The sequence below is a fragment of the Arthrobacter cheniae genome, from assembly GCF_003602275.1.
GTDB lineage: Bacteria > Actinomycetota > Actinomycetes > Actinomycetales > Micrococcaceae > Arthrobacter_D > Arthrobacter_D cheniae.
Genome location: NZ_QZVT01000013.1, coordinates 1 through 12,661, shown reverse-complemented (window position 1 = coordinate 12,661; position 12,661 = coordinate 1). Strand labels below are relative to the sequence as shown.

Below are 12,661 nucleotides of genomic sequence, written 5' to 3'. Positions count from 1 at the left end.
GAGCTGTACTGAGGTATTGGTCGAGACGTGCTTGCGCGTCAGGAGGAGGACGGATGGGGGAGTAAGGTCGTCGCCCTGCTGGCATCCGACCTTCGAAGTGAGTTCCGTGATTGGACCGGCTTCTCGTCACGGAACCTGCAGTACAACACTCCGGGAACACGTCTCCAGGATTCGAGTTCGTCGGGCGACAGGTGCACTTTGAAGTTGAGGGCGATGACCTCTACATCGACTTGTTGTTCTTCCATGTGGAGCAGCTGCGCTATTTCGTCATCGAACTCAAGACCGGCACGTTCCAGCCCGAGTACGCCGGCAAACTGAACTTCTCCGTAGAACCTTCCCACGGCTGAGCAACGCGCCCTGCCGCCGGCCGATGAACTCACGGCGGCCTTCGACTAGATCGCATCTGGAAGAACCAATAGGAGGGACTCCTAGCCCCTCTCCGAACCCCTACCTGACATAATGTAGATTATCGGCGATTTGAGGTTCGTCCGGAGAGCTCACAGAAGGGGCTATGTTCTACCTTCCAACAATGGATCTGTCAGCAGGCGGCGGCACTGCCTCTGGGTCCGCGTTGATGCTGTAAAGGATCTCGAAACGGTCGGTAATTCTGGTGATGTCCTCAAGCGTGATGCTGATGAACGCTGAGCGTTTCTTCAGATGCTGGACCAGTTCAGTCTGCGGCCACTGCAGTTCATCCATGTAGGTGTTGAAGGATCGTCCGTCGGCTCGAGTGTATTCCGACAGTGCCCTTTTGTCTGTCCTTCTGCCGTAGGTGAGCTCAATATCGACGTGCTAGGTGTGATGACGAGAAAGTTCGTGAAGGAACGAAGCTTATAAGTCAGAGCACCGACTGTGGATCCGGCATCGAGATCTTCACGCGACTCCACACGTACCCCCTGTCCTGCGAGCTCGGTTCCCAGATGTGCAGAAGGTGATCTTGACGGGACAGTCAAACCCACCCTACGTTGGTGCCTACATGAGACCACGATCACATATCGGATAGCTCATGCCCCTTATCGAAACACCAACGCGGCAAGGTACGAACTAAAATTGAAGCGCTTCAAAAGCGCTATGTCAAGGAGGACATGTGAAACATCGATCTCGTACGTCAGCACGGCGGGCTCTGGCTGCGCTAGCAGTAGGCGGCTTTCTGGTGGCCTCATTTGGAGGTCAGGTGCCGGCAGCGGAAGCCAAAGGCGCCGCACCGGCGTCCTATCCGGCGGAGTGCCCGTGGATGGATACCTCGAAGTCCCATGACGAGCGTGCCCGGATCTTGCTGGATGCGAGTTCGCTCGGGCAGAAGTACCGCTGGCTTGTCGAGCAACCGGCAAATGATCCGACCAAGACGGCGTTCGGCACCGTGCAGTACGAGGCCCAGCTGCCGTGCACGCCGAAGGTTGTGTACACCGATGGACCCGATGGCGTGAGATTCACAGAGGGCGTGACGGCGTTCCCGGCGCCCATCGCCCTTGGGGCGACCTGGAACCGGGGTCTTGTCTTCGACAAGAGCGCCGCGCAGGCAGCCGAGGCCTTCGACAAGGGCAAGAACGTCGTGCTCGGCCCGGGCATCGCGAGCGGCCGCACTCCGCTCTCCGGGCGCACCGCAGAGTATTTCGGTGAGGACTCGTTGTTGAGCGGCACTCTTGCCGGAGCAGCGATCCGCGGTATCGAGGAACGCAATCCCGACAAGCCGGTCCTCTCCAACGTCAAGCACTACGTCGCCAACGAGCAGGAAGTCTCCAGAAACGCGAGCAGTTCTAACATCGACGAGCGGACGTTGCATCAGGCCTACGATCTTCCATTCGAGATCACCATCGCCGAGGGCGAGCCCGAGAGCATCATGTGCTCCTACAACCAGATCAACGGGGTCTATGCCTGCGAGAACCCGCTGCTGAAGGACACCCTGCGGGACAAACTCGGCTTCGACGGATACGTCATGTCCGATTTCGGCGCAGTGCATTCGACCGGGCCTTCCCTGAATGCGGGACTGGACCAGGAACTCAACCGACCGATCTACTACACACCTGAACGTCTCACCCAAGCGCTGGCTGCCGGCGAGATCACCGAGCAGACCATCGACGGAGCGGCCTTCAACGTCGTGCGCTCCTACATCCGCGGTGGACTGTTCGACACTCCCCTCCCCGCCCCGGCCGAAGGCTCGGTCTCGACCGCCGCTCACAAGGACCTCGCGCGGCAGGCTGTCGAGGAAGGCACTGTCCTTCTGAAGAACGACGGTGTCCTCCCGCTGTCCTCGACGCCCAAGACCATTGCAATCATTGGCCCGACTGGTTCTTCGACGCCCACCAATGGCATCAGCGCCCTGTCGACCTGCAGCATGGTCTGGCCGTTCGGCTCCCCGAATACGCTGACCTGCGAAAGCATCGTGACGATCGAGGACGCAGTCCGAGAGCGTGCCGCAGCAGAAGGATCCACCGTCGTCTTCGACAACGGCTCAGACCCGCAGCGAGCGGCCGCGGTCGCAGCGAAGGCCGACGTCACCCTCGTCGTCGGGTACTACAAGTCCGGTGAATTCAACGACCTGCCGAACCTCCGTCTCGCCGGAAACGGTGACGCCCTGATCGAGGCCGTTGCCTCCGCGAGCCCGAACACGGTAGCGATCCTGCAGACCGGAAGCGCTGTAGAGATGCCTTGGCTCGGAAAGACCGAGGCTGTACTCGAGAGCTGGTACGCCGGTGAACAGCAAGGACCGGCCCTGGTGAACCTCCTGTGGGGGGACGTGAACCCCTCGGGCAAGCTCCCGATGACCTTCCCCGCTTCCCTCGCTGACACCCCGACCAATTCCCCTGAGCAGTACCCCGGTGTCTTCTCCAACGGCTCAACGACCGCTCCGACAGGTTCGCAGGAGATCCGCCAGGTCGACTACACCGAAGGCCTTGCCATGGGCTACAAGTGGTATGAGTCCCAGGGCATCAAGCCCCTGTTCGGCTTCGGTCACGGTCTGTCCTACACCGACTTCGAATACCGGAACCTCCGTGTGAAGCCCGTGGTGGACAAGGAAACCGGCACCACTTCTCTGGACGTGAAGTTCCAGATCAAAAACGCCGGCAAGACAGCAGGGGCCGAAGTGGGCCAGGTCTACCTGACCCTGCCCGGTGCCGCCGGCGAACCCGGCAAACGCCTGGTCGGATTCGAGAAGGTCACTCTCAAGCCGAATCAGACAACGCAGGTTCATTTGGTCATCGACGCCAACGGACCTGATCACCCGCTGTCGATCTGGGACGCAGAACGCGACACCTGGACGACGCCGACAGGTGAGTTCACCCTCGAGGTCGGTTCTTCGTCGCAGGCACTGCCGCTCCGCTCCTCTGCGACCGTGCGCTAGCCCAGCACTACCGACAGAGCGTCAAAAACGAAGGGCCCGCCCCACCAAGAGGGGGCGGGTCCTTTGTCGTGTGCGACACCATTGGCGAGGCCTAGCAGTCCGAACCGGGGGTAGGGCAAGTGAGGAGCGACCAGCACCCGATGTGACTGTTGACACAGGGCCCGACGACCCCCTAACCTCAATAATTGAAACGCTTCAAAGACGGGGCGCACACTTTCAAGGAGGAAACGTGGCCACCACGCGTAATAAGAACCGGATGCTGTTCCTGGGCGTAGGACTCAGCACCGTATCGCTGCTGCTGACCGGCTGCGGAGCCGGCAGTTCGAACGACGGCGGGGGCGAGAGCGAGGCCGGCGAATTCACGACTCTCAGCGTCGTCGAGAACACCACCATCCCTGCTGTCCTGGAGACCCTGGCTGGGGATCAGTGCAAGACCGCAGCTGATGCGATGCCGCTGAAGGTGGACACCGTCCCGCAGACCAGCCTCGACCAGCAACTCCAGCTGCAGGCAGGCCAGGGCGCCCTGCCGGCCCAGTTCGCCGCAGGTTCCGCTCCCGCCCTGACGAAGGAACTCGCCGACTCCGGCAACGTCCTGGACCTCGAGGCTACGTTGAACGATCTGGGCGTCATCGACCAGGTGGAGCCCGCAGCCATCGATACCGTGAAGGCGCTGTACGGCGGTTTCAATGTCCTGCCCTACGAGTACAACGTCGAGGGCATCTGGTACAACAAGCAGCTCTTCGCCGACAACAACATCGAGGTCCCTGCGACCTGGGACGACTTCACCGCGGCCGCCGAGACCCTCAATTCCTCGGGCGTCACTCCTCTCTCCGCCTCCGGCGAGCAGGGCTGGCCCTTGACACGCCTCATCAGCGGATACCTCTTCAGCGACCTCGGCAAGGACGCGCTGCAGAAGGTTGCCGACGGTGAGGCGAAGCTCACTGACCCCGAGTACGTCGAGGCAGCCGCTGCGGTCGCCGACCTCGGCTCCAAGGGTTACTTCGGTGAGGGCATCGGGTCTATCGACTACGACACCGCCGTCAACCAGTTCCTCACCGGTGAGGCCGGCATGCTCTACATGGGCAGCTGGGTGCTCGCGAACTTCAACGACGAGGCCGCCAACCAGATCGGCGCCGAGAACATCGGCTTCATGCCGTTCCCCAAGGTCGACGGCGGCGCCGGCATCGACAACCAGTACGCAGCGAACGTCGGCCTGCCCATGGCGATCTCCGAGAAGGCCTACAACGACCAGACCGGTGAATGGCTGAGCTGCATCACCGAGAACTACGGCAGCGTCGGCCTCGCGGAGAAGGGCGCCATCTCCGGTTTCAAGGTCAACGAGGAAGTCGACGTCGATCCCCTGACCCAGACCGTCCAGGACACCATCGCCGACACCAGCGAAAGCGTCCTGTGGTTCGAGGCTCTCTTCGGCACCCAGGCGACCACGGCCAGCCAGACCAACGCCGCACCCCTGGTCACCGGCAGCATGAGCCCCGAGCAGTTCATGGATACGGTGCAGTCCGCCCTCAAGTAGGGTACGAGCGCGCCGGGGAAGGAAGGCGACGCCTTCCTTCCCCGGCGCTCAAACCGTCTGGGCCACCGACTGGCCCACACGCCAGCCGTAAACAAAAGGACCACCATGCAGTCAGTACTGGGCGACAAGAAAGCCCTCATCATCCTCCTCGGCCCAGCACTGCTGGTGTACACCCTGGTGATGCTCGTGCCCATCATCTGGTCCATGGGTTACACCTTCTTCAGCGGCAACGCGATCTCCGGCTTCACCTTCGCGGGGACCGATAACTTCACCCGCCTGTTCACGGACCCCGAAGTCCGCACCGCGCTGTCCTTCACCGTCCGGTACGCCATCGTGATCACGATCGGTCAGATCCTGATGGGCTACGCCCTGGCGCTCATGTACGTCTTCATCCTGAAGAAGTCCTCGAACATCATCCGCACGCTGGTGTTCTTCCCTGTCGTGCTCCCCACGGTGGCCGTTGCCCTCCTCTTCCAGAAGATGTTCGAGATCGCCCCGCAGAACGGGCTCGTCAACAGCCTTCTCAATGGTGTGGGAGTCGAGTCGGTGGACTGGTTCGGTAGCTCCTCGAGCTCGTTCTGGGTCATCGTCCTCATGGACATCTGGCGGTCCATGGGCTTTTACGCCGTCCTGCTGTACGCCGGCCTCGTGGACATCCCCGAGGACATGCTCGAATCGGCCCGGCTCGACGGCGCCACCGGATGGCGACTCATCAAGAACATCGTCCTGCCCCTCTCCATGCCCGTCCTGTTGTCCTCAATCATCTTCAGCATCAACGGAACCCTCAAGGTCTTCGACTCCATCGTGGCGCTGACCAACGGCGGACCCGGGTCCTCCACCACGCCGCTGACGCTCTACATGTTCCGCACCTCCTTCGCCTTCGGCGACTACGGCTACGGCAGCTCGATCGCGCTGCTGCTCACGCTGCTGTGCCTGATCGTGACCATCTTCATCTTCCGGTCCTCGCGCCGCGACCTCACCAAGGACTGACGCCATGAGCACACAGGCCCCCGACCAGAAAGTGCCCCTCGAGGCGATGCAGCGCCAGGAGCCGCGCCGCACACGATCCCGCGCCGCGAAGCGCTGGGCGAAACTTCCCGTCCACCTGCTGATCGCCCTCCTGCTCGTCGTCGTGCTCTACCCCCTGCTCTGGCTGGTCCTCGGCTCATTCAAGACACAGCAGGAATTCCTCAACGACCCTGTGTGGTCGCTGCCCGGATCGTTCAACTTCGACAATTACGTCGAGGCCTGGACCACCGGCAACCTCGCGGTGTTCGTCGCCAATTCACTGATGGCCACACTTCCGTCGCTGGCCCTGATCATCGTCTTCGGCGTCGCGGCCGGCTTCGCCCTCGAGGTCATGGTCTGGAAGGGGCGCAACGGCGTTCTTCTGATCTTCCTGACCGGCATCATGGTGCCGGGCCAGATGATCCTGCTTCCCCTGTTCTCCGCCTACTTCAACACCGGTCTGACCGGGACGCTTTGGCCGCTCATCATCACCTACACTGCTACCGGCCTACCCCTGACGGTGTTCATGATGGCCACCTACTTCCGAGCCGTACCCCGCGAAGTCTTCGAAGCCTCCACCCTCGACGGCGCCAGCATCATCAGGTCCTTCATCTCCATCGGCTTCCCCATGGTCCGTAACGCAGTCTTCACTGTGGCCCTCGTCCAGTTCTTCTTCATTTGGAACGACCTCCTGATCGCACTGACCTTCGCCAACAACAGTGACCTGAGCACCATCCAGGTGGGACTCCTGAACTTCACTGGACAGTTCGGAACCGTCCAGTACGGCCCACTCTTCGCCGCCATCTGCCTCAACGTCTTCGGGACCCTGGCCATCTACCTCTTCCTCAACCAGCGCATCATGAAGGGTCTCGCAGCCGGTTCCGTCAAAGGCTGACACTTCGCCTCCATTGCACGACTCGCATCTCCTCCGCCTACCCGGCGGCGTTCCAACACCGAGAAGGATCCTCTCCATGCCAGTAACCGTCAGCCCTCTCTCGTTCGAGCACCACCGCGAGCCGCTGGGCATCGGAGAGCCGCGACCCCGGTTGAGCTGGAAGACCACGGCAGACCCCGAGTGGACACAGGAACGGTACGAGATCGAGGTGACGGACGCATCCGGTGCAGGATTTTCACGCGTGGTCTTCTCCCCCGACTCGGTGCTCGTCCCCTGGCCGGGAAGAGACCTCACCTCACAGACTGCCGTCTCCGTACGGGTCCGGGTCTGGGGAGCCGGCACGGAGATACCCAGCGAATGGAGCCCGGCCACAACCGCGGAAACCGGAATCCTCGAGGCCTCCGGCTGGACAGCCCACGCCATTTCTCCCGCCTGGGCTGAAGACGCCGATACCCTCCGCCGCCCCCCGCTGATGCGACGCGACTTCACACTCCCCCGACCCGTCCACTCCGCGCGCCTCTACGTCACAGCCCACGGCCTCTACGAGGTGGAGATCAACGGACGTCGCATCGGCAAGGAGGCCCTTGCGCCGGGCTGGACCGTCTACGGCGAACGACTGCGCTACGCGACGTACGACGTGACCGAAAATCTCGTCGCCGGCCCGAACGCCATCGGCAGCTGGCTCGCTGATGGCTGGTACCGCGGCCGCCTCGGCTTCCACGGAGGTCACCAGAACCTCTACGGGACAGACATCGCCCTCCTGGCTCAACTACACATCACCCACGACGACGGAAGCATCACCGTCATTGCCTCCGACGAATCATGGCGTGCCTCCTTCGGGCCGATCCTGACCACCGGGCTGTACGAGGGTGAGGCGTACGACGCCCGCGAAGAAGCTCGCGGATGGTCCTCCCCCGGGTTTGACGACACCGCTTGGTCCCCGGTTCGGGTTGTCCGACGTGATCCTTCGACGTTGGTTGCGCCCGAGGGCCCGCCCGTCCGCTGCACGGAAGAACTCGCACCTGTTGCCATCACGACATCTCCGTCGGGCACGACGATCCTCGACTTCGGGCAGAACCTGGTCGGCCGACTCAGGGTGAGCCTGTCCGGGCTCGAGCGAGGCCAGGAAATCCGGCTGCGCCACGCAGAAGTCCTGGAAGACGGCGAACTCTGCACACGTCCGCTGCGCGGGGCGGCCTCCACCGACACCTACATCGCCGGCGACGACAGCGACGTCGAGTGGGAGCCCCGATTCACCATCCACGGGTTCCGTTACGCCGAGCTCACGGGCTGGTCAGGCGATGACCCGGCAGCAGCCGTCACGGCCCGCGTCTACCACACGGACATGGAGCGGACCGGGTGGTTCGAATGCTCCGACGCAGACGTCAATAGGCTGCACGAAAACGTGCGCTGGAGCATGCGCGGGAACTTCGTCGACATCCCCACCGACTGTCCTCAGCGCGACGAACGGCTCGGCTGGACAGGTGACCTGCAGGTCTTCGCCCCGACCGCGACCTTCCTCTACGACTGCTCCGGGATGCTCGGCTCCTGGCTCAAGGACGTCGCCGTCGAGCAACTTGAGGATGGCACGGTGCCCTGGTACGTCCCCGTGATACCGGGGGGCGAGGAATGGACACCCATCCAGCCGGGAGCCGTGTGGGGTGACGTCGCCGTGCTGACCCCATGGACCCTGTATCAGCGCTTCGGGGATACGGGCGTCCTCGCAACCCAGTACTCCAGCGCCAAGGCGTGGGTGGACCTCATGGCCGAACGTTCCGGCGAGTCCTACTTGTGGAACACGGGCATGCAACTCGGTGACTGGCTCGATCCCGCGGCCCCTCCCCACGATCCCGCCGATGCCACGACGGATCGCTACCTCGTCTCGACCGCATACTTCGCGTGGTCCACACAGCACCTTGCCCAGATGGCCAGCGTCCTGGGGAACACGACCGATGAACTCCACTATCGGGAGTTGGCGCGTAAGGTCCGGGATGCCTTCGCCCGCGAGTACATCTCTCCCTCCGGCCGGGTCGTCAGCGACGCCCAGACCGCCTATGCACTGGTGCTCGCCTTCGGTCTGGCATCCACGGAAGAGCAGGAACAGCGGAGCGGTGAGCGACTGGCTGAACTCGTGAGGCAGGCGGGGAACCGGATTGCCACAGGATTTGCAGGAACACCCCTGGTCACCGACGCTCTTACGAGCGTCGGTGAGATCGACACCGCGTACGCCCTCCTGATGGAGAGGCAGTGCCCCTCGTGGCTCTACGCCGTAGGTCAGGGTGCCACCACCATCTGGGAACGGTGGGACAGTATGCTGCCCGACGGGTCGATCAACCCCGGGGAGATGACGTCGTTCAACCACTATGCGCTCGGAGCGGTCGCCGACTGGATGCACCGGGTGGTCGCCGGTCTGGCTCCGGCGGAGCCCGGCTACCGCTCGATCCTCTTCCGGCCCCGTCCAGGCGGCGGAATCACCTCCGCTCAGGCCAGCCACGAAACACCGTACGGACTGGCGTCGATCTCCTGGACAGTCGATGCTGGAGCACTGTCAGCTGAAGTCACCGTGCCCACCGGCTGCACGGCTGTCGTCGATCTCCCGGGGCAGAGCCCAGTTACTGTCCAGTCCGGCACACACGCCTTCTCCAACGTGGCCGTCAACTCCTGACGGTCCCTTAGCATGAGGGATGCCCTCCCGAATCAGCCGCCCCCACCGGGGAAGCGTTCAACGTCGAACCCCGATCGAGGTACCGTGACCGCCGTCCACCCAACGAGTGACGAACCAGCCGTCTCTCCCAGCATGAACGACGTCGCCCGGGTTGCTGGAGTCTCACTGGGCACCGTGTCTCACGTGCTCAACAAACCGGAGATCGTATCGGCCAAAACGATGGCCCGGGTGACCGCCGCGATCGATCAGCTCGGATTCGTCCGGAACGACGCCGCACGATCGCTGGCTGCCGGACGGAGCAACACCATTGGCATGATCCTCACCGACGTCGGCAACTCGCTCTTCGTCGACATCGCCCGCGGTGCCGAAGATGCAGCCAGCTCAGCCGGGCGATCACTCCTGCTGGCCAACAGCGATGTCACCTTCACGAAGCAGGAGTCCTACCTCGACATCTTCAACGAAGCACGCGTCGCAGGCATCATCCTCGCGCCCCTCGACGCGGGACTCGATGGCGTCGACCGTGTGCGCCGGCACGGCCGCAACATCGTGCTCGTCAACTACGCCGGTGACCGGACCGACTGCTGCAGCGTGGTCGTCGACGAGGAGCACGGCGGCTACCTCGCCGCCACACACCTCATGGACATCGGGCGCACCCGCCTCTTGTTCGCGGGCGGGCCTCAGGATCTGCACGCGGTCAACGCCAGACGCGAGGGCGCTCGACGCGCTGTCCGAGAGCGCGGAGGCAGTGTCAGCCTCGACGTGGTGCACAGTCGAAACCTCAAGAGTTCGAGCGGCCGGTCCATCGCCCAAGACCTGATCACGTCCGGCGCGCTTCCCGACGGCATCCTGGCACCAGCGGATCAGCTGGCAGCCGGCCTCATCCACGAACTCACAGACGCCGGAATCTCCGTACCGACGGACGTCGCCGTCATCGGATACGACAACAACCAGTTCGCCTCCGAGGCAGCAATCCCCATGTCGACGGTCAGCCAGCCCGGCCACGACATGGGGAGGGAAGCACTCCGCCTCCTCGTCGACGAAATAGACAACCCGCGCACCCACGAACACCAGCGCGTCACACTACAACCAACCCTGATCGTGCGGCGGAGCACGACAATGCCGAGCCCCTTGCGGACATAAAACACCCACCTGTGGGTTACATGCGATTCGACTTCGAGCCCCACGTGTGGTCTGTAGGAGAGCAGGTTCAGTAGCTGCAGGCCGACGATGGCGAACACTGAGAACCAGTCGACTAACCAACCAGACATGGACGCGATTGACAGAAGATAGGTTATCGGCGGTCAAAATTGGGCGGAGGAGTGCCTTCACCATTGGCTTTAGCCGGGCGCTCGAGGTCTGCTTTGAGTATCCGACCGGTGTACGTGGCAATCCTCGACGGCGCCCTCACTGCCCTGCCGTTCCTGAGAGACGCCGCAGGTCTGAAGGCCGGGCAGAGCATCCTGATCAACGGTGCCTCCGGCGCCGTAGGCACCGCTGCTGTCCAATTCGCCAAACACTTCGGAGCAGATGTCACCGCCGTCTGCAGCACCGCAAACCTTGATCTGGTGAAGTCCCTAGGGGCCGACGAAACCATCGATTACAAAGCCGAGGACTTCACGGAGACCGCCGAGTCCTACGATGTGGTCTTCGACGCCGTCGGAAAGAGCTCCTACACCCGATGCCGGAAGGTCCTGAAGCCAGGCGGGATCTACCTCACCACCGTTCCCACCCTCCCTGTCCTCCTCTGGACACTTCTGACCCCACTGTTCGGTAGGACCCGGGCGAGGATCGTGTTCACCGGACTTCGGAAGCTCCCGCCATCGCAGCGGACGTGCAGTTCATGGGGGACCTGGCAGCATCCGGACACTACGTCCCAGTCATCGACAGGACCTACCTCCTGGACGAAGCAGTCTCCGCGCACGCCCACGTCGAATCGGGACACAAGAAGAGCAGCGTCGTCATCTCCCTAGGTTCTCCCTGAAGCCGCGCTCGATGCCCCTGCTGTCATCGACCTCTGAACAGGACCACTCGCCCGGGAAAGCAGCCTCTCCCCCGCCTACCTGCAGGGCTGCCGCGACACCTCGGCCAGCGATAATGCCGCTTGCAGGACACGTTCCCTGTTGTCGCGCACACGCCGTTCAGCTCTAAGTACCTCAGTCACTTTCCTGCCCACCATCTGCGCCGCTGCACACCCAACGCATGATCTGACCGCCGCACATTCCAATAGCAAGTGGGTGTGCCGCGAAACCTCGCCGCCCCGCTTACGTTGCTCTGCGCCGTTCTGGAGGATCTGAAATCTGTGGTCTGAGCCCCTGGGTGGCGTCCCGTGGATTCTGGGGTGCGGGACGCCACCATCATTCGAAGGGTTAGGCGATGGCGTCGCGGAGTTCCTTGGCTGCCAGGGCTGGGTCGGCGGCGCTGTAGATCGCGCCTCCGGCAACAGCTACCTCGGCGCCGGCCTTTTGGACGTCTTTGATGGTGGCAACCTTCACGCCGCCCGCTACGGAGAACGGAACACGGGCCTCGGCGCCGGCGCTGAGGAGTCCCTTGAGGTCGAAGCCGGGTTTGGCCTGCTCGTCCAGACCAGCGTGCATCTCGACGAACGTCGCGCCCAGGGCGCGAACTTCCTTGGCGCGCGTGACCTTGTCCGCTACGCCGATGAGGTCGACGACGACGCCCTTGTTGTGGGCCTTGGCGGCCTTGACGGCACCAGCGATGGTGGAGTCATCGGCGGTTCCGAGGACGGTCATCAGGTCAGCACCGGCCTTGAACGCGATGTCTGCTTCGAGCTCTCCGGCGTCCATGGTCTTCATGTCAGCGAAGACGATCTTGTCCGGGTGGGCTTCCTTGATGGCAGTGACGACGGAGAGTCCGGCGGCCTTGATCAGGGGGGTGCCGAGTTCGATGATGTCGACGTACTCGGCGACTTTGCCTGCCAGTTCGAGGGCGTCTTCGGTGGTGAGCAGATCGATGGCTACTTGGAGCTTCATGGTGTTGTTCTCTTTCTGCTGGAAACTGCGGTGGGGATGAAAGTAGTCCGAGGTCCTCTGAGACAGTTCGAAATGCACCCGGTGCGGAGACCGAGGGCAGAACGCTGCCTCTTGTCAGCAGAGGATCGCGTGGTTGTGATGCGGGTCACAGCGATGCCAACTGTTACAGGAACAAGCGTCTTAGTCAACAGTTCATGGAAAACCGGAGCTCGGGACGGCCCGGAAA

Annotated in this window: 10 protein-coding genes and 1 pseudogene; 9 read left to right on the top strand and 2 right to left on the bottom strand. The window is 62.9% G+C overall.

Going from position 1 to position 12,661, the window contains the following annotated elements; all coding sequences use genetic code 11:
- Positions 1–191 precede the first annotated feature (191 nt).
- Positions 192–347: a PDDEXK nuclease domain-containing protein gene (locus D6T63_RS19875; protein ID WP_235830828.1), complete on the top strand. Its 156-nt coding sequence runs from the start codon at positions 192–194 to the stop codon at positions 345–347.
- 169 nt (positions 348–516) lie between these two features.
- Here the strand turns inward: D6T63_RS19875 and D6T63_RS16865 are convergent, their stop codons facing one another.
- Positions 517–699 carry a hypothetical protein gene (locus D6T63_RS16865; protein ID WP_182977077.1) on the bottom strand — a complete coding sequence of 61 codons (183 nt, stop codon included), beginning with the start codon at positions 697–699 and terminating at the stop codon, positions 517–519.
- Between the two features lie 475 nt (positions 700–1,174).
- Between D6T63_RS16865 and D6T63_RS16860 the strand changes: the two genes are divergently transcribed.
- The 8 genes and pseudogenes from D6T63_RS16860 (at position 1,175) to D6T63_RS20270 (ending at position 11,426) form a co-directional block, all read left to right on the top strand.
- Positions 1,175–3,343: a beta-glucosidase gene (locus D6T63_RS16860; protein WP_220725963.1), complete on the top strand. Its 2,169-nt coding sequence runs from the start codon at positions 1,175–1,177 to the stop codon at positions 3,341–3,343.
- A gap of 229 nt (positions 3,344–3,572) precedes the next feature.
- A complete protein-coding gene (locus D6T63_RS16855; RefSeq protein ID WP_235830827.1) occupies positions 3,573–4,877 on the top strand; it encodes an ABC transporter substrate-binding protein in 1,305 nt (434 codons plus the stop codon).
- Between the two features lie 105 nt (positions 4,878–4,982).
- Entirely contained in the window at positions 4,983–5,867 is an 885-nt protein-coding gene (locus D6T63_RS16850; protein WP_120150243.1) for a carbohydrate ABC transporter permease, read from the top strand.
- Between the two features lie 4 nt (positions 5,868–5,871).
- A complete protein-coding gene (locus tag D6T63_RS16845; RefSeq protein ID WP_220725962.1) occupies positions 5,872–6,780 on the top strand; it encodes a carbohydrate ABC transporter permease in 909 nt (302 codons plus the stop codon).
- 76 nt (positions 6,781–6,856) lie between these two features.
- On the top strand, positions 6,857–9,445 hold the full coding sequence (locus tag D6T63_RS16840; RefSeq protein WP_120150241.1) for a glycoside hydrolase family 78 protein: 2,589 nt from the start codon (positions 6,857–6,859) through the stop codon (positions 9,443–9,445).
- Positions 9,446–9,577: 132 nt separating this feature from the next.
- Positions 9,578–10,585: a LacI family DNA-binding transcriptional regulator gene (locus D6T63_RS16835; RefSeq protein ID WP_120150239.1), complete on the top strand. Its 1,008-nt coding sequence runs from the start codon at positions 9,578–9,580 to the stop codon at positions 10,583–10,585.
- Positions 10,586–10,764: 179 nt separating this feature from the next.
- Positions 10,765–11,136 (top strand): annotated as a pseudogene (locus tag D6T63_RS20275) (zinc-binding dehydrogenase); the annotation flags it as partial.
- Positions 11,137–11,285: 149 nt separating this feature from the next.
- The gene (locus D6T63_RS20270; protein WP_120150238.1) at positions 11,286–11,426 is read left to right on the top strand and encodes a zinc-binding dehydrogenase; all 141 of its coding nucleotides are present in this window, start codon (positions 11,286–11,288) and stop codon (positions 11,424–11,426) included.
- Between the two features lie 385 nt (positions 11,427–11,811).
- Here D6T63_RS20270 and hxlA read toward each other — a convergent pair whose 3' ends face one another.
- Complete coding sequence (gene hxlA, locus D6T63_RS16820) at positions 11,812–12,435, bottom strand: 3-hexulose-6-phosphate synthase (RefSeq protein WP_120150236.1); 624 nt, start codon at positions 12,433–12,435, stop codon at positions 11,812–11,814.
- Between the last annotated feature and the right edge of the window lie 226 nt (positions 12,436–12,661).